This window comes from Streptomyces sp. NPDC090499 (genome assembly GCF_044769305.1).
Lineage (GTDB): Bacteria > Actinomycetota > Actinomycetes > Streptomycetales > Streptomycetaceae > Streptomyces.
In genome coordinates this window covers 363,742-387,275 of record NZ_JBIVXP010000004.1, presented here as the reverse complement: position 1 = coordinate 387,275, position 23,534 = coordinate 363,742, and the positions used below count along the sequence as shown (strand labels likewise).

Annotated in this window: 21 protein-coding genes; 7 read left to right on the top strand and 14 right to left on the bottom strand. The window is 73.6% G+C overall.

Annotated elements, in window-relative coordinates; all coding sequences use genetic code 11:
• Nucleotides 1-84: 84 nt before the first annotated feature.
• The 4 genes from ACIQVL_RS17405 to ACIQVL_RS17390 all read right to left on the bottom strand — a co-directional run bounded on the left by ACIQVL_RS17405 (nt 85) and on the right by ACIQVL_RS17390 (nt 3,622).
• On the bottom strand, nt 85-219 hold the full coding sequence (locus ACIQVL_RS17405; protein ID WP_403475696.1) for a hypothetical protein: 135 nt from the start codon (nt 217-219) through the stop codon (nt 85-87).
• A complete protein-coding gene (locus ACIQVL_RS17400) occupies nt 216-2,180 on the bottom strand; it encodes an ATP-binding protein (RefSeq protein WP_403428771.1) in 1,965 nt (654 codons plus the stop codon). Before ACIQVL_RS17400 ends, ACIQVL_RS17405 begins: the two co-directional genes overlap by 4 nt.
• Nucleotides 2,177-2,836: a DUF4255 domain-containing protein gene (locus ACIQVL_RS17395; protein ID WP_403428768.1), complete on the bottom strand. Its 660-nt coding sequence runs from the start codon at nt 2,834-2,836 to the stop codon at nt 2,177-2,179. The genes ACIQVL_RS17400 and ACIQVL_RS17395 overlap by 4 nt, the downstream gene beginning before the upstream one ends.
• Before the next feature lie 135 nt (nt 2,837-2,971).
• On the bottom strand, nt 2,972-3,622 hold the full coding sequence (locus ACIQVL_RS17390; RefSeq protein ID WP_352356733.1) for a response regulator transcription factor: 651 nt from the start codon (nt 3,620-3,622) through the stop codon (nt 2,972-2,974).
• Nucleotides 3,623-4,075: 453 nt separating this feature from the next.
• Between ACIQVL_RS17390 and ACIQVL_RS17385 the strand changes: the two genes are divergently transcribed.
• Nucleotides 4,076-6,808: a LuxR C-terminal-related transcriptional regulator gene (locus ACIQVL_RS17385; protein ID WP_403475695.1), complete on the top strand. Its 2,733-nt coding sequence runs from the start codon at nt 4,076-4,078 to the stop codon at nt 6,806-6,808.
• Between the two features lie 16 nt (nt 6,809-6,824).
• Here ACIQVL_RS17385 and ACIQVL_RS17380 read toward each other — a convergent pair whose 3' ends face one another.
• Nucleotides 6,825-8,060, bottom strand: a complete 1,236-nt coding sequence (locus ACIQVL_RS17380; protein WP_403475694.1) for an amidohydrolase — start codon at nt 8,058-8,060, stop codon at nt 6,825-6,827.
• A gap of 503 nt (nt 8,061-8,563) precedes the next feature.
• On the opposite strand from ACIQVL_RS17380, the gene ACIQVL_RS17375 reads away from it, so the two are divergent.
• Nucleotides 8,564-8,785 carry an antitoxin gene (locus ACIQVL_RS17375; RefSeq protein ID WP_403428763.1) on the top strand — a complete coding sequence of 74 codons (222 nt, stop codon included), beginning with the start codon at nt 8,564-8,566 and terminating at the stop codon, nt 8,783-8,785.
• A gap of 3 nt (nt 8,786-8,788) precedes the next feature.
• On the opposite strand, the gene ACIQVL_RS17370 is transcribed toward ACIQVL_RS17375, so the two are convergent.
• Both ACIQVL_RS17370 and ACIQVL_RS17365 read right to left on the bottom strand, forming a co-directional pair.
• Nucleotides 8,789-9,724, bottom strand: coding sequence for an MIP/aquaporin family protein (locus tag ACIQVL_RS17370; protein WP_403428761.1), 936 nt, complete (start codon nt 9,722-9,724; stop codon nt 8,789-8,791).
• Nucleotides 9,725-9,836: 112 nt separating this feature from the next.
• The gene (locus tag ACIQVL_RS17365) at nt 9,837-10,502 is read right to left on the bottom strand and encodes an SDR family NAD(P)-dependent oxidoreductase (RefSeq protein WP_403428759.1); all 666 of its coding nucleotides are present in this window, start codon (nt 10,500-10,502) and stop codon (nt 9,837-9,839) included.
• Nucleotides 10,503-10,624: 122 nt separating this feature from the next.
• Here ACIQVL_RS17365 and ACIQVL_RS17360 point away from each other — a divergent pair, with 122 nt between their 5' ends.
• A complete protein-coding gene (locus tag ACIQVL_RS17360; RefSeq protein ID WP_403428757.1) occupies nt 10,625-10,978 on the top strand; it encodes a VOC family protein in 354 nt (117 codons plus the stop codon).
• 25 nt (nt 10,979-11,003) lie between these two features.
• The gene (locus tag ACIQVL_RS17355; protein ID WP_403475693.1) at nt 11,004-11,276 is read left to right on the top strand and encodes a hypothetical protein; all 273 of its coding nucleotides are present in this window, start codon (nt 11,004-11,006) and stop codon (nt 11,274-11,276) included.
• Between the two features lie 12 nt (nt 11,277-11,288).
• Here the strand turns inward: ACIQVL_RS17355 and ACIQVL_RS17350 are convergent, their stop codons facing one another.
• Together ACIQVL_RS17350 and ACIQVL_RS17345 are read right to left on the bottom strand one after the other, a co-directional pair.
• The gene (locus tag ACIQVL_RS17350) at nt 11,289-11,957 is read right to left on the bottom strand and encodes a hypothetical protein (RefSeq protein ID WP_403475692.1); all 669 of its coding nucleotides are present in this window, start codon (nt 11,955-11,957) and stop codon (nt 11,289-11,291) included.
• Nucleotides 11,954-12,298, bottom strand: a complete 345-nt coding sequence (locus ACIQVL_RS17345; RefSeq protein WP_403475691.1) for a transcriptional regulator — start codon at nt 12,296-12,298, stop codon at nt 11,954-11,956. Before ACIQVL_RS17345 ends, ACIQVL_RS17350 begins: the two co-directional genes overlap by 4 nt.
• Nucleotides 12,299-12,431: 133 nt before the next feature.
• Here ACIQVL_RS17345 and ACIQVL_RS17340 point away from each other — a divergent pair, with 133 nt between their 5' ends.
• A complete protein-coding gene (locus tag ACIQVL_RS17340) occupies nt 12,432-13,364 on the top strand; it encodes a formylglycine-generating enzyme family protein (protein ID WP_403475690.1) in 933 nt (310 codons plus the stop codon).
• A gap of 16 nt (nt 13,365-13,380) precedes the next feature.
• Here ACIQVL_RS17340 and ACIQVL_RS17335 read toward each other — a convergent pair whose 3' ends face one another.
• Together ACIQVL_RS17335 and ACIQVL_RS17330 are read right to left on the bottom strand one after the other, a co-directional pair.
• Nucleotides 13,381-14,124, bottom strand: coding sequence for a DUF4232 domain-containing protein (locus ACIQVL_RS17335; RefSeq protein ID WP_403475689.1), 744 nt, complete (start codon nt 14,122-14,124; stop codon nt 13,381-13,383).
• A 138-nt stretch (nt 14,125-14,262) separates the two neighbouring features.
• A complete protein-coding gene (locus ACIQVL_RS17330) occupies nt 14,263-14,991 on the bottom strand; it encodes a DUF6445 family protein (RefSeq protein WP_403475688.1) in 729 nt (242 codons plus the stop codon).
• Between the two features lie 250 nt (nt 14,992-15,241).
• Between ACIQVL_RS17330 and ACIQVL_RS17325 the strand changes: the two genes are divergently transcribed.
• Nucleotides 15,242-16,027, top strand: a complete 786-nt coding sequence (locus ACIQVL_RS17325) for a DUF4142 domain-containing protein (protein ID WP_403429074.1) — start codon at nt 15,242-15,244, stop codon at nt 16,025-16,027.
• A gap of 6 nt (nt 16,028-16,033) precedes the next feature.
• Here the strand turns inward: ACIQVL_RS17325 and ACIQVL_RS17320 are convergent, their stop codons facing one another.
• Nucleotides 16,034-17,680, bottom strand: a complete 1,647-nt coding sequence (locus tag ACIQVL_RS17320; RefSeq protein ID WP_403475687.1) for a glycoside hydrolase family 13 protein — start codon at nt 17,678-17,680, stop codon at nt 16,034-16,036.
• A 338-nt stretch (nt 17,681-18,018) separates the two neighbouring features.
• Between ACIQVL_RS17320 and ACIQVL_RS17315 the strand changes: the two genes are divergently transcribed.
• Nucleotides 18,019-18,969, top strand: coding sequence for an LAETG motif-containing sortase-dependent surface protein (locus tag ACIQVL_RS17315; protein WP_403475686.1), 951 nt, complete (start codon nt 18,019-18,021; stop codon nt 18,967-18,969).
• A 94-nt stretch (nt 18,970-19,063) separates the two neighbouring features.
• On the opposite strand, the gene ACIQVL_RS17310 is transcribed toward ACIQVL_RS17315, so the two are convergent.
• Both ACIQVL_RS17310 and ACIQVL_RS17305 read right to left on the bottom strand, forming a co-directional pair.
• On the bottom strand, nt 19,064-22,315 hold the full coding sequence (locus ACIQVL_RS17310) for a S8 family peptidase (protein WP_403475685.1): 3,252 nt from the start codon (nt 22,313-22,315) through the stop codon (nt 19,064-19,066).
• A 195-nt stretch (nt 22,316-22,510) separates the two neighbouring features.
• Nucleotides 22,511-23,506: a nucleoside hydrolase gene (locus ACIQVL_RS17305; RefSeq protein ID WP_403475684.1), complete on the bottom strand. Its 996-nt coding sequence runs from the start codon at nt 23,504-23,506 to the stop codon at nt 22,511-22,513.
• Nucleotides 23,507-23,534: the final 28 nt, after the last annotated feature.

Below are 23,534 nucleotides of genomic sequence, written 5' to 3'. Positions count from 1 at the left end.
GAATGCTGACGACCGCCTGAAGGCCGCCGGCGGGGCCGCGTCCGAGGCGGAGTGTGCCGTGGTGCAGCCGGGCCTGCTGCTCGACTAGGGCGAGCCCGAGGCCGGAGCCGGGGGCGCGGGTGCGAGCCGGTAGGTGACGGAGGGGTGCCGCCGCGCGGCGGGCCGGACGGCTTCGGCGAGCAGCGCGGTCAGGTCGAACGGACGGCCGGAACCGGTCACCAGGTCCCCGGCACCAGCCGGCCCGCCTTGCGGTACTCGCGGCGGGCGCCCTCCAGGAGGTCGGCCGCGGTGAGGGGCCGGTCGGCGGCGGCGGCGAGGTAGGCGGCGGTGACGACCGCGCTGCGGATCGCGCCGCCGGCCAGCTCGAAGTCCCGGGCCAGCGCGCCCAGTTCGATGTCCGCCTCGCTGGGCACGTGCACCAGGCCGTGCCGCCACAGCGCCAGCCGCTGCTCCTCGTCCGGGAACGGGAAGTCGATCACCAGGTCCAGGCGGCGGGTGAAGGCCTCGTCGATGTTGGCGCGCAGGTTGGTGGTGAGCAGCGCGATGCCGTCGAAGGCCTCCAGGCGCTGCAGGAGGTAGGCCGACTCCAGGTTGGCGTACCGGTCGTGGGCGTCCTTGACCTCGGAGCGCTTGCCGAAGACGGCGTCGGCCTCGTCGAAGAGCAGCACGGCGTCGGTGCGGTCGGCCTCGGTGAAGATCCGTTCGAGGTTCTTCTCGGTCTCGCCGACGTACTTGTCGACGACGGACGACAACTGGACCACGTACAGGTCCAGTCCCAGCTCGGCAGCGACCACCTCCGCCGACAGGGTCTTGCCGGTGCCGGACTCGCCCGCGAAGAGGCCGAGCACGCCGCGTCCCCGGCCGCCGCCCGCGCTCAGCCGCCAGTCGCCGAGGACCCGGTCGCGGTGGCGGGCGCGCAGGGCGAGTTCCCGCAGTTCGGTGAGCGGCCGGTCGGGCAGCACCAGGTCGCGCCAGTCGACGGCGGGCCGGATCCGACGGGCGTGCTGCTCCAGGCCGGAGGCGGACTGCTGGCGGGCGCCGAGCCGCAGGTGGGCGGCGGTCAGCGGGGTGCCGTCGAAGGCGGCGAGGTCCTGCGCGGCGCGGGCCGCCCTGGTGAGGCGCTCGCCGCCGAGGTGGTACGGGGCGACGGTGGCGGCGAGGTCGAAGCCGGGGTCGCCGGGCAGTACGGCCGCCCAGGCGTCCAGGGCGGCGGCGCGCCGGGAGGGCACGTCGAGGACGAGCGGGTCGCGGTGGTCGCACCACTGGGGGTCGTAGGGGCGGGCGGTCGTGACCAGCACGGTGACGTCCGTGGCGGCGCCGACGCTCGACGCCCGCAGGAAGGTGCCCGGCTGGTCGGTGTCGACCAGGATCGCCCGGCCGCTCAGGCGGGCCTCCCGCAGCAGCTCCGGGATCCGCTCCTCGGGCCCGGTGTAGTGCAGCGCGGGCCGGCCGGCGAGCCGCAGCGCGGCCGTCGCACAGCCGAGGCCCTCGCCCTCCCGGCGTTCCCGCAGGAAGGCGAAGAGCGGTCCGGCGGCGATCCGCGCGGCCACCCGGCGGACGAACTCCGCGTCGGCGGGCTCGCTGCCGGACGACGGCTCCCGCAGGTGTCCGGTCAGTGCCGCGTCCGGGGTGTCGTCGCCGAGGAGGTGCGCCAGGACCCGGTCGGGGACGCGCAACGAGCGGCTGAGGAAGGGCCGTTCGGGTTCCTCGACGGTGAGCAGGCCGAGCGCGGCGAGCGGGGCGGTGGGATGGAAGCGGGCGCGGGCCGCCGCGAGGTGTGCGGGGGCGCCGTACAGGTCGAGGGCGAGGCCGACGGTGGCGCGGCGGCGGCCGACGTCGTCGTTGAGGTAGCCGTACAGCTGCTCGAAGGTGCGGTCGAGGTCGGGGGCGAGGGCGATGAGGAGGAGGGTGGTGTCGAGGGGGGCGAGGCGCAGCCGGGCCGCGAGGGCGGCGAGCGGGTCGGCGAAACCGTCGGCCAGGGAGGGCAGTTCGGCCGGTTCCGGCTCGGGGCGCAGCAGGTGCCGTACCGCTTCCTCGGAGAGATAGAGGCCGCGCAGCGGGTCGTCGGCCGTCGGGTCGTCGGCCGAGCGGTGGGCGACGAGGGCGGCGACCCGGTCGCGCAGCGCGGACAGCCGGGTCAGCAGTGCGGCGGCCGGCTCCAGGGAGACGTCCAGGGTCACGCCCGGCCCCTCCGGGCGGCCGCGGCCTCGGCGACCTGGCCGGGCCGGTGGGCCCGCTCCTCCAGGACCGGCGCGGTGTCGTCGACCCCGGCGCGCACGCGCACGGCGGCACCCTCGGTGACCGGCGGTCCGGCGTCGTACTCGGGGTAGGCCGGGAAGGGGGCCGTGATCACGACGTCCAGGGACGGCTTGAGCTCGCCGCCGAGCGCCGACCAGATCTCGGCGAGGGAGCGCGCCTCGGTCTGGATACCGGCGCAGGACAACGGGATCGTCAGGCCCAGCGCGCCCAGCGAGCCGGGCAGTTCGGACGGGTGGATCAGCTCCCGCGGGATCAGTGTCGCGAGCACCGCGCTGATCAGCCGGTGCTCGTCCTCGGGCCGCTTCGTCCACGCCGTCACCAGGTACGACAGCCGGAACCAGCGGGGCGGCTGGCGGCGCTTGACCACGACGTCCCGGTCGTCACGGACGTCGACGTGGCCGCGCTGACGCCGGTGCACGTCCTCCCGGATGTCGTACAGGTAGCTGTTGATCACGGGGCCGTTGCGGCGGGCCGACCAGTCGCGGGTCGGCGCGTCGAAGGAGACCTCGATGCCGGAACCCTCCAGCGCTCCGCCGGTCAGCAGGTTCCGCAGCACCTGGTCCACCTCGTGGATCACGCCGTACTCACCACCCCATGGACCCGCGCGGCCCGCTCGGCATACACGCCCATCCTGCCCTCCGTCCCGGCCGCGCCCGCAGGCGCGCCGGGGCAGACCGGCCTGCCCCGGAACCGGTGTCCGCTGCCCGATCGGTCAGATGTAGCCTTCCCGGAGGGCATGGGCGACGGCGTGGGCCCGGTTGCGCAGGTGCAGCCGGGTGGTCAGCCCGTGCATCACGTTCTTGACGGTGCGCTCGGAGTAGGACAGCTTGCTGGCGATCTCACCGGTGTCGAGGCCCTCGGCGACCAGCCGCAGGACGTCCACCTCGCGGGCGGACAGCCCGGCTGCCGGGGCACCCGGACGGCCGGCGGCGCTGCGGTGCAGGGTACCGACCTGGTTGATGAGCCGGCCCAGCAGGTCGGCGGGCAGGTCCCCGTCACCCCGGGCGGCCGCGAGCACGGCCTGCACGAGCCGGAGTTCGGTGGCCTCGTGGCGCCATACGATGGCCCCGACCCCGCACTCGATCACATCGAGCAGCTCGGTCTCGCGCAGCGCCCCGACCACGAGTACGGCCCGCGCGCCCTCGCTGCGCACCACCCGGCGCAGCCGGGTCAGTTCGGGTTCGTCGAGGCCGTCGCTGATGAGCAGCGCCACCGTGCCGGGCCCGGTCTCGGACTCCTCGCGTATCTCGACCTCCGGGTGGCGCCGCAGCTGGCTGAGCGCGCCCTCGCGGGAGATCGGGTCCGGCGCGTACACCGCCACGGGCGTGCGGCCGACCGACGCGAATGAGCTGTTGCTGACCAACCGCTTCCCCTATGTCCACGTGCCCGTCGTCTCCGAGGGAACAGTGACGGGCGGTAATACCCAGCCTGCTGTGGCCAAAGGGGCAACGACAATCGTGGAGGACCACGAGAAGGACCACGAGATGTTCGGGGTGACTGAGGTTGTGGGCGGCTGCCGGCCGGTGGGGGTTGTTCGCGCAGTTCCCCGCGCCCCTTTGAGGTGGGACCAGTCGACCCACCATCTTGGGGGCGCGGGGCTGCATTGCACATGCGGCTACCGCCGCGCGGGCGCGACCAGCCCCCACGTACCCGCACCCGGGAACGGACCGGCGCCCGACCAGATCCACAGCCCCGTCTCAAATGTGACGCCCCTGCAACAAACCCACCGACCACCCCCCGCACCCCACAACCTCTCCCGCTCCCACCACCTCTAACCCCCCGAACCCACCCACCAGCGCACCGCGAGGAGCCAGGCATGACCCAGCCGTCCCCTGAACTCGCCGCCGCCATGCACCTGCTGGCCGAGGAAGCCGAGCGCACGCTGGCCGGCAGCGGCCGCCTCGTGCTTCTCCGGGGCGCCACCGGAACCGGACGCACCACCGTCCTGGAGGCCGCCGCCGAGCAGGCGAGCGCCCTCGGCCTGAAGGTGCTCCGCGCCCGCTGCTCACCCGGCGACACCCCCATCTCCTTTGCGACCGTCCTCCAACTGCTCGGCCCGGTACCGGAGTTCGCCGAACTCGCGGTGGACGGGGACGAGCGGTCCACCGCCGCCGGCCTGTGGCGGGTGCTGCGCGCCTACGCCGACGACTCGCCGCTCCTCGTCGCCGTGGACGACGTCCACCTCGCCGACGCCCCCTCGCACCGCTGGCTCGTGGAGTCGGCACGGCACATAGACCGCTTACCGATCCTCCTCGTCGTCAGCGAACGCAGCCAGTACGACCTCGATCCGCCCGCCCCCGGCTTCACCCACACCCTGCCGCCGGCACTGGTCCGCACCCACACCCTCGCGCCCCTCGCCCCGGCGGCCGCCGCCGCCCGGGTGCGCGCCAAGTACCCGGACGCGTCCCGGTTCTGGGTCGACGCCTGTGTCCGGGCCGCGGCCGGCAGCCCCCTGCTGCTGGGCGCCCTCCTCGACGACCTGGACGAGAGCCGGCACCGGGACGTGCCCGAGACGACGGCCGCCCTCTACCCGGGCGCGTACCCGGCCGCCGTCCAATGGTGGCTGGACAGTGCGGGACCGGCCACCACCGAGGTCGCCCGCGCCCTCGCCGTCCTGGAGGAGGACCCCGGCACCGGCCTGCCGGAGAGCGAGATCACCCCACTCCTCGCCGAACTGGCCGACGCCGACCCGGTCCGGGTGGCCGGCTGGCTCACCGCCATGACCAACCTCGGCCTGCTCACCCTGGGCGCCGACGGCCGCCCGCACTTCCCGCATCCCCTGCTGCGCGACGCGGTCCTCGCCGGTGTCCCCGCCGCCCGCCGCCGCACCGCCCACCGGGCGATCGCCGAGGCGATGCTGCACCAGGACGCGCCCGCCGAGGCGGTGGCCCGCCAACTGCTCGCCACCGGACCGGTGGACGCCCCCTGGGCACCGGCCCTGCTCCGGGACGCGGCCGCCGTCGCCCTCTACGAGGACCGCGCCGAGGACGCCGTCGCCTACCTGCGCCGCGCCCTGGAGGAACCCCTCCCCGACGACCGCCGGCAGCGGCTGCTGACCGAGCTGGGCTCACTGGAGTACGCGGCGCCCCGCTCCTCCGCCGCGATACCCCGGCTGGCCGAGGCGGTCCGGCTGCCCGCGGCCCCGCAGGACCGGGTGCGCGCGGCCGTCGCCCTCGGCACCGCGCTGACCGGCCGGGGCCGTACCCGCAAGGCCGTCGAGCTGCTGCGGTCCGTGAACGGCGAACTGGACGGCCACCCCGACCTGGTCCGCACCCTGCACACCGCCTCCGTCGCCCTGTCCGACCAGGACCAGGAGGTACGGCAGGAGGTCTACCGGCGGCTGTCCGAGACCGCCGGCCACTCCCCGGAGCTGGTCGGCACGGCCGGCCAGGCCCTGCTGGTGCGGCACGCGGCCTCCGCGGGCCTCACCTCGGCCCGGGACGCCATGCGGCAGCTGCGCACCCTGCTCGCCGAACCCGCCGACCCGCTCACCGAGCCGTTCCTGGTCGGCACCGCGGCCACCGTCGCCCAGTGGGCCGACGAACTCGACGAGGCCGACCGGCTGGTGGACCGCGGTCTGGCCGGGCAGCGCCCCGACCTGCTGCACCCCATGCACCATGCGCTGCTCAACAGCCGTACGGACATCGCTGCGGCCCGCGCCGACCACACCGGCCCGGCCGCCGTCCCCGACGCGGTCACACCGTCCAACGCCCACGCGCACGCGCTGATCGCGCTCGTGGAGACCGGCCGCGGCGCACAGGCCGCGCGGCTGGTCGCCGGGATCGACCTCAGGGAGGCGCCGGACTCCTGGGAGCTGAACCGGTTCCTGTACGCGCGGGGTGTGGTGCGGGCGGCCGCCGGTGATGCGGCCGCCGCGCTGCACGACTTCCTGGAGTGCGGGCGCCGCCAGACGGCCCGGGACGTGATCAGCCCGGTGGTCACCCCGTGGCGTACCGCCGCCGCCGAGTGCCGGCTGGCCCTGGACCGCCCGCTGGAGGCCATCGCGCTGGCCGAGGAGGAGCTGCGGCTGGCCCGGGTCTGGGGCACCCCGCGCACGGTCGGCCGGGCGCTGCGCGTCCTCGGTACGGCGACCGGGGGCCGCCGTGGTCTGGAGCTCACCGAGGAAGCGGTGCGGCTGCTGCGGGACGGCGGCCCGGCCGGTACCGAGCCGGCGCTCGCCCTGATCGCGCTGGGCCGCCAGCTCATGGCCGCCGGGGAGGGGGCCCGTGCCCGCGACTGCCTGCGGGAGGCCGCCGAGCACGCCGAACGGCAGGGCGCGGTACGGCTGTCGGAGCTGACCGAGGAGATCCTGCGCAAGGGCGGCGCCCGCTCCCCGAGACGCCGTACCGGCGCCGCCTCCCTCACCGGCAGCGAGCGGCGGATCGCCGAACTCGCCGCCGAGGGACGCACGAACGGGGAGATCGCGGCCGCCCTCCATCTGGCCCGCCGCACCGTGGAGACCCATCTCACGCACACCTACCGCAAGCTGGGCATCCGCCGCCGGGCGGACCTGCGCCCGGCCCTGGACCAGGCCGCTCCCCGTCCCTAGCGGACCGGACCGGGCGTCAGGGGGCGAGCCAGTGGGCCGCCGCCGCGAGGAGCGCGCGGACACCCGTCCCGATCGTCGGGTCGGGGACGGGCGCGAAGTGCGGGGAGTGGTTGGAGGGGATCTGCGGGGGGATCCCGTCGCGGATCAGGGCCTCCAGGTCGACGCCCTCGTAGAGCTTGTGGTCGGCGCCGCCGACGAACCAGAAGACCGAGGGCACCCCCAGGGTGGTGCCGAAGGCCCCGAAGTCCTCGCTGTTGGGCACCGGTGAGGTCAGCTCGAAGGTGAGGCCCGGGAACTCCCCGGCCAGCGCGGCCTGCACGGCCTCGGTCGCGGCCGGGTCGTTGTGGGTGACCGGGAAGGAGTCGATGGGGACGATCTCCGGCTCCCTGGACACGTCGGAGGCGGCGGCCTCGGCCCGTATGACCCGCTCGACCGCGGCGAGCACCCGCTCCCGGACGGCCGCCGTCGCGGTCCGTACGTTGATCTTCAGCTCGACGCTGTCCGGGATGATGTTCTCCTTGGTCCCGCCGTGGATCGAGCCGACCGTGACGACGGCCTGCTGGTTCGCACCGACCTCCCGGGACACGACGGTCTGCAGCCGCATCACGACCGCGGCGGCCAGCACCACCGGGTCGACGGTGGCCTCCGGCGTGGACCCGTGCCCGCCCCGCCCGAACAGCGTGACCCGCATGCTGTCCGCGCCCGCCATCAGCGCCCCGGCCCGGGTCCCGACCAGCCCGGCGGGCGCCGCGGCCACGTGCTGGGCCAGGCACACGTCCGGCCGCGGGAACCGCTCGGCGAACCCGTCCGCGAGCATCTTCGGCGCCCCGCCGACCTCCTCGGCCGGCTGGAAGACGGCGACCACCGTCCCGTGCCAGCCGCCCCGTCCGGCGGCCAGCTGCCCGGTGGCCCCCAGCAGACAGGCGACGTGCAGGTCGTGCCCGCACGCGTGCATCACCCCGTCGGTCTTCGAGGCGTACGGCAGCCCGGTCTCCTCCTGCACCGGCAGCGCGTCCATGTCGGCCCGCAGCAGCACCACCGGCCCGTCCCCGTTGGCCAGCACCCCGACCACCCCGGTGCCGCCGACCCCCTCGGTGACCTCCCAGCCCTGCTCCCGCAGCCGGCCCGCGACGACGGCCGCGGTCCGCTCCTCGGCGAACGACAGTTCCGGGTGCGCGTGCAGGTCCTCGTAGAGCGCCCTCAGCTCGGGGAGCCGGTCGCTCAGGCCGGTCAGGAGGGGGCTGGTGCTCATGTCGTCGTCTCCCGGGGTGTGTGCGTCGGATGCCTGCCGAGTCAAGGATCAGCATCAGCCTCGGGACCGGACTTCGCGCGGAAACGCAGGAAAACGACGTGAACGGCGTGGGTCTGCCGGATTCCGGCACCGCCGCCGGCCGCCGTTCGGCTGCAGCACCGTCGTGGCCGCTCGCGCAGTTCCCCGCGCCCCTGCGGGGGCGCGCTGTGCATCGGTCGTACACGGCGCCGTCGTGGCCGCTCGCGCAGTTCCCCGCGCCCCTGCGGGGGCGCGCTGTGCATCGGTCGTCCGCGGCGCCGTCGTGGCCGCTCGCGCAGTTCCCCGCGCCCCTGCGGGGGCGCGCTGTGCATCGGTCGTCCGCGGCAGCGTCCTGGCTGGTCGCGCAGTTCCTCCCCCGGTCTTCGGCTGGGGGTACCCCCAGCGCCCCTTTCGGGGCGCGTTGCGCCGTCGGATGCCTCGGGCGCCGTCTTGTGGCCGGTCGCTGACGCCGGGACGATTTCCTCATGTTCGAGGGAATCGGCGGGATCGACGGGCTCAAGAACCTGGCGGACAAGGCGAAGGACGTCGCCGAGGAACACGGTGACGCGATCGGGGCCGGACTGGAGAAGGCGGGTGACCTGGTCGACGAACGGACCGACGGCAAGTACACCGAGCAGATCGACACCGGGGTCTCCAAGGCGCAGCAGCTGGTGGAGCGCCTGGGCGAGCAGGGCTCCGGGAAGTAGCCCCTACCCGTCGCTGGTCGGGCGGGTCCGGCCCGGCTCCGGCAACTCGCCCAGTTTCAGCCGGGCGTGCAGGACGTCGCCGATGAACAGGTCGTAGACCAGGACCCCGATCACGCCGCCGACCAGCGGACCGACGATCGGGATCCACCAGTACCCGCTGAACGTCGCCCCGTTCCCCGGGAACGCGTAACTCTTCCACCCGGCCAGCCAGGTGAGCACCCGGGGACCGAAGTCACGGGCCGGGTTGATGGCGTAGCCGGCGTTCGCGCCGTAGGACATGCCGATGGCGGCGACGGCCAGGCCGATGACGAACGGGCCGAGGTTGGACCCGACGGCCGTGTTGCGCAGGTCGACGACGGCGACGACGAACATGACGAGGAAGGCCGTACCGACGATCTGGTCGATCAGCGGCCCCCAGATCCCGCCGTGGAAGTAAGGCGCCGGGAAGGTGGCGAAGATGGAGAAGGTGGCCTCGGTGTGCCCGCCCACCTTCGGCGGCTTCGACACGGCGTCGAACGCGTTGATCGCGTCGTGGTACACGAGGAAGACCAGCGCGGCCCCGGCGAAGGCACCCAGTACCTGCGACGCCCAGTACGGCACCACCTTCGCCCACGGGAACTTGCGGCGCACGGCGAACGCGAGCGTGACCGCCGGGTTCAGATGGGCCCCGCTGACCCCGCCGGCCACGTAGATGGCGAAGGTCACGGCCAGGCCCCAGCCCCAGGAGATCAGGAGCCAGTCACCGGCGGCGAGGAAGATCGTCGTGGGGCTCTCCGCCCGCCCCGACCCGGGCAGTGCGGCCACCGCCATCGCCACCACGCCGGCGCCGAACGCGAGGATGACGAAGGTCCCGAGAAACTCTGCCAGGCACTCGCCGAACAGGCCGCCGCGGCTTCTGAGCCGGGAGGGCTTGAGGAGCGGGGGGATTTCCACAGCCATCGCTGACTCCCTGAGAGGATCAATCGGGCCGAACACCATATTGACCCATAAATGATGTTCGCGCAGATCGGTCCCCGCCGCCCGACCGGACCTCCCCTCCCCGGACCCGGAGCTATCCGTCGAGGTCGTCGGCGTAGTGCCGGAACCCGTGCCGGTCGCGGTGCATCCCCCACAGGGTGTCGGCGAGGACGGCGGGATCCTTGCGGGCGTGCCCGACCACGATGGCCCCCGGGATGACCAGCTGGGCCACGTGGACGCCCTCCCCGGCGAGCCGGTCGTGCAGCAGATGCCCGTACGCGCTCTCGGCGGCGAAGGCGATGGACGTCCCGGCCCGGTCGGGGTGCGGGATGACGGCCGTACCGCCGTTGACGAGCAGGATCGTCCCGCGGCCCAGCTCCCGCATCCCCGGCAGCACCTGCTGGACGGCGGCGACGGGCCCGTACACCGAGAACTCGACGGGTCCCACCAGGTCGGCGTGGGTGGTCTCCAGGACGGGCCGCATGAAGTCCCGCTGCGGTACCGGGCTGTACTGCAGGACCTCGATCGTCCCGAGTTCCCCGGCGGCCCGCGCCAGCGCCTCCGCGAGGGCGAGCGGATCCCGGACGTCGACGGCGAACCCGCGGGCCCGGACGCCCTCCCGGGCCAGCTCCCCGGCCAGCGCCCCGAGGCGGTCCCCGTCCCGCGCCAGCAGCGCCACCGCGAACCCCTCCCGCCCGAACCGCCGGGCGACGGCGGCCCCGAGGCCGGGTCCGGCCCCCACGATGGCAACACTGCTCACGACGACTCCCGACGACCGACACGGCTGACACGGCTGACACGGCACGCTTGCACCTACGTCCGTACCGCGCGCCCCACGACTTCACACGTGCGAGCCGTCTCCGTCCTTGGCAGGATGGCGGCATGGAACGTGTGCTTGGAATCGGCGGGTACTTCCTGCGGTCCGCCGACCCGGCGGCCCAGAAGGCGTGGTACCGCGACTGCCTGGGCCTGGACCTCGACGACCACGGCCTGTGGCAGCAGCCGGCCGGGCCGACGGTGTTCGCGGCCTTCGAGTCCGGGACCGACTACTTCGGCTCCCCCGCCCAGCAGACCATGCTCAACTTCCGGGTCCGCGACCTGGACGCGATGCTCGCCCAGCTGCGGGCCAAGGGCGCGGACGTCGACGCGGAGACCCAGGACATGGACGGCGTGGGCCGCTTCGGCTGGGTCACCGACCCGGAGGGCAACCGCATCGAACTGTGGCAGCCGGCCTGACGGCGCGCTACGGCACACTGTGGGCATGCGAACAGCGGTCGGGTTGCTGGTGCTGGTCTCCGTGCTCGGGCTGGTCTCCGCCGTCGTGCAGGCGCGCAGGGGCCGGTGGCTGAAGGCCGCGGAGGCGTTTCTTCCCATACTCGGCGTGGACCTGCTGCTGCTCGGCGGCGTGGCGGGGAAGGTCACGGCCTTCTTCTGGCTGGGCGGCCTGCTGATCCTGGCCGGCTTCGCCGCGGAGGGCCTGTCCTGCTGGCGGACCCGGGCGGCGGAACGGCGGCAGCAGCAGCCGGCCGGCTGACCCCACCGCCCGTCACTCCTCCGGCGGCCGCCCCTCGATCAGCCGTTCCGCGATGTCGTCGGCCCAGGTCTGGGCCCAGTGGCGGAGGGCGGCGATCTCCTCGGCGTCGGCGCCGTGTTCCGCGAACTCCCGGTCGTCGATCCAGTCCGTGCCGGTCAGCCGGGACTGGAGGTCGGCGAGGTCGAAGGTGTCACGGGCGTGCTTGCGGCCCAGGTCCTCCAGATCCGGGAGGGTCCAGCGGTCGGCGGCGGCACGTACGACCAGCAGGTCGCGGGGCAGGCCGCGGTCGGCCAGCGCCCAGACCCGCATGCCGACCACGTCCTCGATGGCGAGGGTCAGGCCGAGTTCCGTCCGGACCGGCGGATGCCAGAGGGCCTCCTTGAGGAGGTCGACCTCACCCTCCTCCTCCGCGACCGCTTCGGTGACGACGAGCTGTGCGGAGAGCGGGTCCGTCTCACGGACGTCGACACGCCAGCCGCGCTCGCGGAGGCCGCCGGCGACCGTCCCGGCGATCGTCCGCATGGGCTCCGGGCTCTGCGTGGCCGCGTCCACCGTCCGGCCGGGACGGTCGAACAGGCCATGCGCCTGGGCCGCGTAGTCACCGGTCAGCGCCAGGGGGTACCCGGCACCGACCGCCAGCAGATCGGGCAGCAGGCGGCGGTGCAGGTGGGTGACGTTCACGCGGCGGCCGGTGCCCCATGACGGAGTTCGGCGAATGCCTCTTCCCGGACCTCGCGAAGATCCCTGCTCGTCAGCGAGCGAAGCGCCGGCCACATGCTGATGAGCAGCTGCCGGTTGAGATACCGGGTCAGGTCCTCGCGCTGTCCCTCAGCCAGGACGATGCGATAGCAACTCATGCGCAGGCGAGGCCGATCCAGGTCGAACTCCGTCAGACCGGACCAGGCCACGTGCAGCGGCAACCGCACCGTGCCGTGCGAGGGGCCGCCGAGCTCTGCCGGCTCCCCCGGCAGCCGGCGGGCGAATTTCGCGCGGCGGACTTCGGAGACCGAGTCTGGTGCCATGGCTCGATTATGGCCGGTCGGCCCCGGCCGTGGCGGCTGTCCGCGCCGGGCGAACCATGCCTGGATCCCCCGCCCCCGGCGGTCCCGCGGCCCCGCGCCCCGGCGTCACAGGTGCCTGCGGCACACTCCGCTCATGGAGTCCACCCAGCCGCCGCCGTCCGCCTGCTGCGCGCCCGCGGCCCCCGCGCAGCTGCCGGCACGGCCGCTGCCCGCCCCAGGCGGCACCGCGTCCGGGCACACCGGCATGGTCGCGCTGCCCGGCGGTGAGTTCCTGATGGGTGCCGAGGACACCGACGGGTTCCCGGCGGACGGCGAGGGGCCGGTGCGGGCCGTACGGGTGGCGCCGTTCCTCGTCGACGCGTGTGCCGTGAGCAACGACGAGTACGCCTCGTTCGTCGCCGACACCGGCTACGTCACCGACGCCGAACGGCTCGGCTGGTCCTACGTCTTCGCCGGGTTCCTGCCCGCGGCGCTGCGCCGGGGTGCGCCCCGGCCGCCGGAGACGCCCTGGTGGTGTGCGGTCGCGGGGGCCGCCTGGCACGAGCCGGCCGGGCCGGGCAGCGGTCTCGAGGGCCTCGGCCGCCATCCCGTCGTGCACGTCTCCTGGTACGACGCCGCCGCCTACGCCTCCTGGGCCGGCAAGCGGCTGCCCACCGAGGCGGAGTGGGAGTACGCGGCCCGGGGCGGTCTGGAACAGGCCCGTTACCCGTGGGGGGACGAGCTGGACCCGGACGGGGAGTACCGGTGCAACATCTGGCGCGGCACCTTCCCGGCCCAAAACACCGCCGCCGACGGGTACCGCGGGACCGCGCCCGTCGACGCCTTCGCACCCAACGGGTACGGCCTGCACAACACCTCGGGCAACGTGTGGGAGTGGTGTGCCGACTGGTGGACGACCGAGCACGGCCGCCCCGCGGAGACCGGCACCGCCCGTGTCATCCGCGGCGGCTCCCACCTCTGCCACGCCTCCTACTGCAACCGCTACCGGGTCGCGGCCCGCACCGCCAACACCCCCGACAGCTCCACCGGCCACACCGGCTTCCGCTGCGCCCGCGACGCGGGGTGAACCAGAGGGCCCCTGGTCACTCGCCGACGGGACCGATGAACGAGCCCGGGTGGGTGGCGCCGTCCTGCAGCACCACGGCACCGCCGTGCCAGGGCAGGTCGAACGACGTGCGCTGGTTCGGCGCCGTGACGACGACCGTGGTCGGCGTGAAGTCACTGGAGTCGCCCTGTCCCGGCACCAGGAAGGTGATCGCGAAGTTGGTGGCGGCACCGTTCGCCAGGGTGACCCGCTTCGGGGTGGTGTTCGTGCGCGGGAGCGACCACTTCTGACCGCTGTTGACGAGGTCGACGCCCGCGAAGCCGTACATCGTGCAGGAGTGGCCGCTCTTGTTGGTGAGCGCCACGACCGCGTGCTTCTGCTGGCCGGTGCCGCTGCCCGGGTCGGCCCAGGAGTAGCCGAGCTGGGAGGCCTGGCAGGCGGGCACCGAGCCGGTGGCCGAGGAACCGCCGGAGGACGACGTACCGCCACCGGACGTCGACGAGCCCGAGGTGCTGCCGCTGCTGCCCGTACCGGAGGAACCGCTGCTGGAGGAACCGTTGCCCGAGGAGCCGCTGCCGGAGCCGCCCGTCGAGCCGGTGGCCGTCGAGGAGTCGCCGGCCGCCGGGGCCGCCGAACCGCCGTCGGCGCTGACGGAACCGCTCGCGGTGCCGTTGCACGCGGTCAGCAGGGCCAGCAGCGCGGCGGCACCGGTCATGGCGACGGCGGTCCTGCGGGCGTTGGTGCGGCGGGCGTCGGTGCGGCGGTTGCGAAGCTTCGACATGGGATCCCCCAGCGGCGGTGTCCTTCCCGGCTCTCTGCCGGACACCTCTTTCGATGCGGGCCCTGGAGAGGAAGTTCGGAGATCGCCGTCACGGGCCCGTCGTGGTCGTGTCACGCCGGCTGTTACAGACGCGCCCGCTCACGCCATCCAGAAGAACACCGCCGTCATCCGCTTCTCCTCCAGCGTCTTCCCGGCGTAACCGGTCGCGCTGTGCACGAGGTTGGCGTTGTAGAGGAGCAGCCGGTTGTACCTGTGCGGGACGCGGACGTCCTCCTCGAAGTGGTCGCCGGGCACGAACCGGGTGCCGAGCGCCTCGACGAGGTTGTTGTGCGGGGCCTGCACGATGTTGCCGCCGAGCCGGCCGCCGGGCAGCGACTGGCGGTAGAACGCGGTGCCGCAGTCCTTGGCCACCCCGGGGTTGAGGTACAGCACCGCCGCGTACCGGCACAGCGCCCGTGAGTCGGTGTGCGGGCGCGGCTCGCTCTCGCCCTCGCCGACCACCTGGACGCAGTTGTGGTTGAGGGTGCCGCCGCCGGGCGCCTGCTGCACCCACAGCTTCCCGGCGCCGGTCGCCTTGCGCACCAGCCCTTCCACGACCGCGAGTTCGGCGGGCTCCAGGCCCGGCATGGTGCGCAGGCCGGGCCAGGTCTCCGAGGTGTACGGGTATCCCTGGACCCAGTCGTCCTTGGCCAGGCACCGCTCCCGTACGGCGTCCACGTCGGGGAGGACGTCGTCGAAGACCCAGTAGTCGCGGCCCCTGGTGGGCTTGCGGTAGGGCAGGACGGGCAGGGCGGGGCGTGCGGCGGGGCCCCGGCCTGCCGATCCGTTGGGCAGGCGGGGGATGCGGGGGGATGACTGTGGGGGCATGCGGCGAAGCCTGCCCGCGACTTTGTCATGACCACTCCCACCTGGGGAAAGCATCACCTTCCCATGGCCAGGACATGGCAAGACGACACCCCAGGCGGGGCCGGTCCTCACAACTTCTTTGCCAAACCAAAAGGTTTCCGGCGCTCGGGCATCCGTATTCATCGACGACCGACCCCCGCCCCTGCGCGGGAACCCTCACCGGCAGGAGGCACCAGTGCGCTTTTCGCGAAACGCGACGGGAACGCTCTTCGTGGGCGGAGCCCTCAGCTTGACCCTCGCCGCACTCGCCTACCCGAGCATGCTGGGCCTGAACACCGTGTCCAGCGACACGACCCGGGTGATCGCCAACACCCAGTGGGGACCGCTGACGGAGGGCGACCGGGACTTCGTGGTGAAGGTGCGTGCGGCCGGGCTGTGGGAGTACCCCGTGGGCCAGCTGGGCCTGAAGAAGGGCCAGTCCCAGGCGGTCCTCACCGCGAGCAAGCACCTGATCGACGGCCACGCGGCGCTCGACGCCAGCTGCCGAAAGATCGCACCCATGCTCAACATCACCATCCCGAACCTCCCCTCTCCCCAGCAGCAGGGGTTCATCAACACCCTGACCGCCGACACCGGCAAGAAGTTCGACACGGACTTCGCCAACATCCTTCGCGTGACGCACGGTTCGATCTTCAACACGATCGCGAAGATCCGGTCCACGACCCAGAACACCCTCGTGCGGACGCTGGCCGACCAGGCCAACGACACGGTCCTCGACCACATCACGGTGATGGAGCAGACCGGCCTGGTCGACTTCCCGTCGGTGCTCTTCCAAGAGACCACCGCGCCGAAACTGCCCGCGGTCGACCTGACCCCGCCGCCGCCCGTCGCGGGCCAGCCGGAGGTCGTCCTCACCCCGCCGGTCAACAGCACGACCAGCCCGCCGGCCCTCCCGGGCGAGAGCGGCTTCACCGGCAGCGGTGCCGGTGTCGGCACCGGCAACGCCGACGGCAACGCGGTGAACGTGACCCCGGGGGCCACGCCCACCGCCGGCTGACTCACCTCAGGCGCCCAGCCACACCGTGGTGTCGGGCGGCAGCGTGCCGTCATGCGGCAACGGCACGCTCGCCAGCAGTACTTCGCCCGGCGGCAGCGGCACCGGCGCGTCCGACACGTTCGTGACGCACCGCCAGCCCTCCGTCCGGGCGAAGTGCAGCACGCCCGCGGGCGCCTCGGCCCAGCTCAGCGTCTCGCCGTCGAGCAGCTTGCGGCGCAGCCTGAGCGCGGTGCGGTAGAGCTCCAGGGTGGAGCCCGCCGTACCGGCCTGCGCCTCGACGGCGTACGACCCGAACCACGCCGGCTGCGGCAGCCAGGCACCGCCGGACCCGAAGCCGTACGAGGGGCCGTCGGCCGTCCACGGCAGCGGCACCCGGCAGCCGTCGCGGCCCTTGCGGGTGTGGCCGGTCTGCTCCCAGATCGGGTCCTGGAGGACGGTGAGGGGCAGGTCGGCGACCTCGGGCAGGCCCAGTTCCTCGCCCTGGTAGACGTACGACGAGCCGGGCAGCGCGAGCATGAGAAGGGTGGCGGCGCGGGCGCGCCGGAGGCCGTGGGAGACATCGACGTGCGGTGTACGGCCGCCGGACAGCAGCCAGGCGTTCTCGTCCGTGCCCGGCGGCAGCGCCAGCCGGGAGGCGTGCCGTACCACGTCGTGGTTGGAGAGCACCCAGGTGGCCGAGGCGCCGGCCGCGCGGGCGGTGGCGAGCGAGCCGGTGATGACCTCACGGAGCGCCTCGGCGTCCCACGGGGTCTGCAGGTACTCGAAGTTGAAGGCCTGGCCGAGTTCGTCCGGGCGGGCGTACAGCGCCCGGCGCGCGTCCGGCACCCAGGCCTCGGCGACGGCCGTGCGGGGCGGACTGTAGGTGTCGAAGATCTTGCGCCAGTCGCGGTAGATCTCGTGCACCTCGTCGCGGTCCCAGTACGGGTGGGTGCCGGGCGGGACCCGCTCCAGCGCCTCCTCGCCGGTCGGGCCGAACTCGGCGACGTCCCGCAGCGGTTCGGCGAGGTCCTTCACCAGGGCGTGGGCCACGTCGACGCGGAAGCCGTCCACCCCCCGGTCGGACCAGAAACGCAGGGTGGTGCGGAAGTCGGCGCGTACCTCGTCGTGCGCCCAGTTCAGGTCGGGCTGCTCGGGGGCGAACAGGTGCAGGTACCACTCGCCGTCCGGGACCCGGCGCCAGGCGCTGCCGCCGAACACCGACTGCCAGTCGGAGGGCGGGAGTTCGCCGTGCGCGCCGCGGCCGGGCCGGAAGACGTAGCGTTCCCGGGCCGCGGAGCCGGGGCCGGACAGCAGGGCCTCGCGGAACCAGGGGTGCAGGTGCGAGGTGTGGTTCGGGACCAGGTCGACGATCACCTTCAGGCCCAGCCGGTGCGCCTCGGCGGTCATCGCGTCGAAGTCGTCGAGGGTGCCGAGGCGCGGGTCGACGTCCCGGTGGTCGGCCACGTCGTAGCCGCCGTCGGCGAGTTCGGACGGGTAGAACGGGCTGAGCCACAGGGCGTCCACGCCGAGCGCGCCCAGATGGGAGAGCCGCTCGGTGACGCCCCTGAGGTCACCGAGCCCGTCGCCGTCCGCGTCGGCGAAGCTGCGCGGATACACCTGGTAGATCACGGCCTGACGCCACCAGTCGGGGTTCCTGGAGGAGAGGTCGACCACGCGCGTTCCTTTCGGGCGGAGGGAGCACCGGCGGGGGGAGCACCGACAGGAAGTCTGTCCAGATTGCCGAGAAAGCGAAACTTCACACCGGCCGGAGCGGATCGTTCCCTGTGTGAGGGACTTGTGATGGTGCCCGAACAGCCCTTGATTCAAGGCAGGTTGACAGGGTTCGGCAGGGCCAACCACCATGGGCCGCACACTGTGGCGCATGTGACCAATGGGCCCGGTGTTTCTTCGCTTCCCGCTGCCCCTCCGCCGCCCGTCCGTTTGCCCGCCCGCTCCGCGCGACGGGCTGCGCCGGGCCGGCGAGAGATGAGCACCCCACGGATGGGATTTCCATGTCCATAGCCAGACATGTCACCGCGCGCCGCCTGCTGGGGACGGGCGTCGCCTCTTTCGCCCTGTGTGCCGCCTCCGTCGCCGGCGCGTCCGGCGCCTGGGCGCACGGCACCCCCGGCGGTGACGGCTGGAAGTCCGGCGGCCACTACAGCCCCGGCACCGGCGCCGGCACGGAGACCGGTACCGACAAGTGCCAGTTCTCGATCGACGGCTCGAACTTCTTCGACTCGGTGAAGGTCGACGACCAGAACCTGAAGGTCACCGACGACGGCAAGGTCCACCTCAAGGTGCGCGCCGCCGCCGACGCCGCCTCCTGCACCGCCTCGCTCGCCTCCTACATCGCCCACGGCCCCTCCTTCGCCACCTCGGGCCGGCAGATCTTCGTCGACTTCGACTCGGTCACGGTCAAGCAGGGCCAGACCGACTCCCTCGACATCGCGGTCCCGGACGCCGGCTGCTTCGCGCAGATCGACCTCTACCGGGGCGCGACGAAGTTCGACGGCAACAAGGACGCCAACGACGGCTTCGAGCACGGCGACCTGCCGGCCGGCCCGGACCACGCGGTCATCAAGGACAAGCTGATCGCGTCCTGGAACGGCGGTACGAAGGACTGCTCGACGACCCAGTCGTCCTCGCCGTCCCCGTCCGCCCCCGCGTCCTCGACGCCCTCCGCCTCGGCCCCGGAGTCCACCCCGCCGGCCGCGCAGACCCCCGTGCCGACCCCCTCGGAGACCTCGGCGACCGGCACCGCCTCCGCGTCCCCCTCCCCGTCCGAGTCGGCGACCACCCCGGCACCGGCCCCGAGCACGAACTCCGGCGGTGGCGGCGACCTGGCCCACACCGGCGCCAGCTCCAGCACCGGTTACATCGCCGGCGGCGCGGCCCTGCTGCTGGCCGGCGGCGGCGCGATCGTCGTCGCGACCCGGCGCCGCAGGGCGACCCGCGCCTGATCCTTCGGTACTGATCCCATCGGGTACGTCCGTACGCCCCGGCCGTCGGTGACGGCCGGGGCGTACGCGTCCGTGCCCCGGGCCGGGGCCCGGCTCACTTGCCGAAGTACGCGTCGTACACGGTGACCGCCGACGCGTTGCCCTTCTTGTCGGTGATCCGGTACCTGAAGGACACCGCCTTGTCCTTGGCCGGGTTCCGGCAGGTGACGTGGCCGTGGGTGACGGTGAGCCTCGTCCAGTGCCCGCCGCCGTCGAAGGAGGCCCACACGGCGAGGGACTTGAGGTTCCGGCCCGCCGCCGAACCCTGGACGGTCACCGGCACGGTGACCCTGCGGCCGGCCGGGGCGTGACCGCTGAGGTCGGTCTGCGCGGCGATCCGCAGGACGGAGGCCGGCAGGGCGGTCGGCCCGGAGGTTTTCTTCGAGGTGAACGTCCAGGTGGCGTCGATGCGCGAGGAGGTCCGCGCCACCGCCGCGGAGCGCCGCACGGAGGTGGAGAGCCGGTAGGACGCCTGACCGGACGGCACCTTGAACACGTCGAGGCCGAACAGCGGGTCGCTGTTGCTGCCGACCTCGGTGCCGTTCCGGAAGAGAGTCGTGCGTACCGACGAGAAGTCGGAGGAACCGGCGTGCCCGGCGCCGTCGGAGAACAGCGGGATCTCGCCGGAGATCTCGTTGCCGTTGCGGTCCAGACCGTAGTCGGCGGTGAGCAGCGGGGCGATCACGGCGGTGTTGAACGTGCTGGTGTAGGTCCGGCCGCCCTGGTAGGTCCGGCCGGTGCCGGAGGTGTAGTGGGCCGTGCTGACCGGATAGCCGTACTCGTCGGGTTCGGCCGCGTACTGGTCGAAGCTCGCCGTCCAGAAGACGCCGCCGCCCGCGGACAGGTGCAGGGTGTGGGTGCCCGGCAGCCGCTGGGTGACCGGCCGGGTGAGGCCGGTGCCGCCCGCGGTCTCCGCGAACAGGGTGAGCGCGCCGGTGCGGCCCGGCACGGAGCTGCCGAGGCGGGCCTTGACGGTGGCCAGCCCGCTCGCCGGGTAGTGCTTGGTGAGCGCCTTGAACGTGGTCGGTTCGCCGGTGGTGAAGATGTCGTACTCGCTGCTCGCGCCCCGCGTCCACTGTCCGGTCCAGCGCTCGGTGAGGTTCCGGACGGCCGGGCCGAGGTGCGCGACGCGCAGGCCGGCGAAGGAGGTGGTGTGCACGGAGAAGTCGGCGACCGCGTCGGCGTACTGGTAGCCGATGCCCGCGTCCGACGGCCTGGCGGCGGCGTCCGGGACGGTGATGTCCGAGGCCCTGGTCCGGTTCAGGTCCAGGGTGACGCGGGTGTCCCCGGTGACGTTCAGCACGGGCCGCGACAGCCAGTCGATCCCGCCCGCGTCCGAGGTGAGGCTCTTCATGCTGACGGAGTCGAGGACGTACCTGCCCTTGGGCACCCGCAGGGTCACGGTGTCGTCCGTGCTCTGCGAGCTGTAGTCCAGTCCCTCGCCGATCCCGGAGTAGCCGGTCAGGGTGGTGAGGTGGACCGGGGACCGACCGGGCCGGTTCACGAACCTCAGCGTCACGTCGTACGACTGCACCTCGCGCTGCACGCCCACGGTGGTCCGGACGGTCCGGCCGCCGCCGGTCGCGACCACGTACCCCGAATAGGCGCCGTCGGCCGTGCCCGCCCTGGTGTTCACGGTGACGCCGACCGAGGCGGTGCCGCCCGCCGGGACGGTCACCGAGGTGGCGCCGAGCGTCAGGAAGCCGGCCGGTGCCCGGCCGCCGTCGGGGCCGAGGGCCGTCGGGGTGAGCTTCAGGGTGACGGCCGCGGTGCCGGTGTTGCGGTAGGCCAGCCGCTTGGTGACCGGGGTGTCGTCGGTGTGCGGCCACCGCTGGATGCCGTAGGACAGCGAAGGCTGCTCGGCGAACACGGTCTGCGTGATGGCCTTGTCGACCTGGATCCGCCCGGTGCCCTGCTGGTACGGCGTGTAGGCACCCGCCTTGGCCGAGCCCATCAGCACCGCCTTGAGCTGCGCGTACCCCCAGTCCGGGTGCTCCTGCTTGAGGATGGCGGCGGCGCCCGCGACGTGCGGGGTCGCCATCGACGTGCCCGAGATGGTCAGGTAGCCGGGCGGGTTCTCCCCCTCCTCCTTGTCGATGGCGCTGCCCGGGGCCGCGGCGCCGGTGATGTCGACGCCGGGCGCGGTGACGTCCGGCTTCACGGAGCCGTCGGGGACCGGTCCGGTGGAGGAGAAGCCGGCGAGCTTGTCCTTGCCGTCGACGGCCCCGACGGAGAGCGCGTCGGCGGCGCTGGACGGCGAGTCGACGGTGCCCGCGCCCAGCTCCCCCTCGTTGCCGGCGGCTATGGCGAACAGGATGCCCTTCTCCTCGGACAGCTTGTTCACCTCGGCCTCCAGCGGGTCGGTGCCGGGGGTGTCGGTGCCGCCCAGGCTCATGTTGACGATGTCGGCGCCCTGGTCGGCGGCCCACTCCATGCCGGCGATGATCGCGGAGTCGTCGCCGCTGCCGTCGTCGTTCATCACCTTGCCGGCGAGCAGCTTCGCGCCCGGCGCGACCCCGGTGTACCTGCCCCCTGATCCGGCGCCGGTGCCGGCCGCGATGGACGCGACGTGGGTGCCGTGGCCCTGGTGGTCGTCGGTGTCGGGGGAGAGGGAGAAGTTCTTCGCCGCGACCACCTGGCCCTTGAGGTCGGGGTGGTCGGCGTCGATACCGGTGTCCAGCACCGCGATCTTCACGCCCTTGCCGGTGTAGCCGGCCTTCCAGGCGGTGGGCGCGCCGATCTGCGGCCCCGACCTGTCGTCGCTGACCTCGCGGACGGCGTCCAGCCAGATGTGGGCGACCCCCGGCGCGGCCTCGGCGCCGTTCGTCACCGCGTCCCAGAGCCGGCCCGGGTCCTGCTTCGGGGCCCGGACCGCCTGCGCGTCCAGGGACGTGAGGGTACGGCGCACGGTGGCCGCGTCCCCGACCTCGGCGCGGGCGGCCGTCGCCGTGCCCCGGTAGCCGACGATGACCTTGAGGCCGTTCCGCTGGTCCGCCCGCTCGCTCCCCTTGTTCAACTCGGTGATGTCGAACAGGCGTCGGTCCAGTTTCCCGGCGGCGATCAGGGCCGCCGCGTCGGTGGGCACGACCAGGGTGTGGCCGCCGACGGTACGGGTCCGGACGGGCACGTGCTCCCGTCCCTCGGCGTGCTGCACGCCGAGGACCCGGCCCCTGGCGTCGACGGTGACCCGGTCACCGGTGATGAGGGTGAGGGTGTGGGCCCCGGCCGCGAAGGAGCCGGGGGGTGCGGTGGGCGCGGTGTCTGCGGTGTCTGCGGTGGCGGTCTGGGCGAGGGCCAGACCCGTCATGGCCGTCGTGGTCGTCAGCGCCAGGCAGGCGCGTATCGCGTTCCGCGTTCGCTTTCTCGTGCTCGTGCTCGTGCTCGTGCTCGGCATGGTTCCCCCCGGGGCGTGGCGCCGGTCCGTCTCTCGCCCACGATGAGGTGCACCGTCCCGCCCGGGTTCCCCAACTCCTCCTCGGTTACGAACAGTTGACGTTCGGGATCAGCCCGCGACAAAGCCGGTGCCGGCGACGGTCTCCAGGTACAGCTTCACGTACCGGTCCACGTCGACGTCCAACGCCACGTCCACCAGGGCCTGTTCGCGGGCGCCGCCGTGGATCTCGGCCTCGCCGGGGCGGGGGCGGCGGTCGACGACGGTCTGGCCCCGGGTCGGTCCGGGGGCGAGGGAGACCTCGACCGGGAGGAGCCGGGTGGTCAGACCGGCCGGGTCGGCCACGGCACAGACCGCGCCGGCGTCCCCGAGGCCGCCGGCCGGGTCGTCGCCGTCGGGGGCGTCACCGACCGGGTCGGGGGCGGCCGGCCGGTGCGCGAGCAGGTCCCCGGCGAGCCGGGCCCCCGGTTCGGTGCTCGCGCGCAGCCGTCGTACCTCCGTGCCCGGCACCACGACCCGCTGGAAGACGTCCAGGCCGTACATGGTGATCGGCACCCCGGCGGTGAGCAGGACGGCGGCCGCCTCGGGGTCGTGCCAGACGTTGAACTCGGCCACCGGAGTGGCGTTCCCGGTGGCGACCGCGCCGCCCATGAACACGATCCGCTCGATGTTCCGGGTCACCTCCGGGTGGGTGCGCAGCAGCAGCGCGATGTTGGTGAGCGGCGCGGTGGGGATCAGGGTGACCGGGCGGGGCGAGCCGAGGATCTCGCGGCGCAGCAGGGTGACGGCGTCGACGTCGGCGGGGCGCCGGGTGGGCGCGGGCAGCCCGAGATCGCCCATCCCGTCCGCCCCGTGCACGTGCCGAGCCGACCGCGCCGCCTCGATCAGCGGCCGCTCGGCACCCCGGGCGACCGGAACGTCCCCGGCCCCGGCCCGCTCCAGCACGGTCAGGGTGTTGCGGACCACCCCGTCCACGTCCGTGTTCCCTGCGACACAGCTCACCGCCCGCAGCTCAAGCCCCGGGTGGCGCACGGCGAACAGCAGGGCGAGGGCGTCGTCGACACCGGTGTCGCAGTCGATGATCACGGGGATGGGCTGACCGGTCACAGGGGGGCTCCTTTCGCCGGGCCCGACT

What these genes read in the sequence shown, in the direction of transcription:
- ACIQVL_RS17380 (WP_403475694.1), bottom strand. Translation starts at nt 8,060, where the DNA reads ATGAGCACCAGCCCCCTCCTGACCGGCCTGAGCGACCGGCTCCCCGAG.
- ACIQVL_RS17345 (WP_403475691.1), bottom strand. Translation starts at nt 12,298, where the DNA reads ATGGCACCAGACTCGGTCTCCGAAGTCCGCCGCGCGAAATTCGCCCGC.
- ACIQVL_RS17370 (WP_403428761.1), bottom strand. Translation starts at nt 9,724, where the DNA reads ATGGCTGTGGAAATCCCCCCGCTCCTCAAGCCCTCCCGGCTCAGAAGC.
- ACIQVL_RS17340 (WP_403475690.1), top strand. Translation starts at nt 12,432, where the DNA reads ATGGAGTCCACCCAGCCGCCGCCGTCCGCCTGCTGCGCGCCCGCGGCC.
- ACIQVL_RS17375 (WP_403428763.1), top strand. Translation starts at nt 8,564, where the DNA reads ATGTTCGAGGGAATCGGCGGGATCGACGGGCTCAAGAACCTGGCGGAC.
- ACIQVL_RS17385 (WP_403475695.1), top strand. Translation starts at nt 4,076, where the DNA reads ATGACCCAGCCGTCCCCTGAACTCGCCGCCGCCATGCACCTGCTGGCC.
- ACIQVL_RS17360 (WP_403428757.1), top strand. Translation starts at nt 10,625, where the DNA reads ATGGAACGTGTGCTTGGAATCGGCGGGTACTTCCTGCGGTCCGCCGAC.
- ACIQVL_RS17355 (WP_403475693.1), top strand. Translation starts at nt 11,004, where the DNA reads ATGCGAACAGCGGTCGGGTTGCTGGTGCTGGTCTCCGTGCTCGGGCTG.
- ACIQVL_RS17335 (WP_403475689.1), bottom strand. Translation starts at nt 14,124, where the DNA reads ATGTCGAAGCTTCGCAACCGCCGCACCGACGCCCGCCGCACCAACGCC.
- ACIQVL_RS17330 (WP_403475688.1), bottom strand. Translation starts at nt 14,991, where the DNA reads ATGCCCCCACAGTCATCCCCCCGCATCCCCCGCCTGCCCAACGGATCG.
- ACIQVL_RS17315 (WP_403475686.1), top strand. Translation starts at nt 18,019, where the DNA reads ATGTCCATAGCCAGACATGTCACCGCGCGCCGCCTGCTGGGGACGGGC.
- ACIQVL_RS17310 (WP_403475685.1), bottom strand. Translation starts at nt 22,315, where the DNA reads ATGACGGGTCTGGCCCTCGCCCAGACCGCCACCGCAGACACCGCAGAC.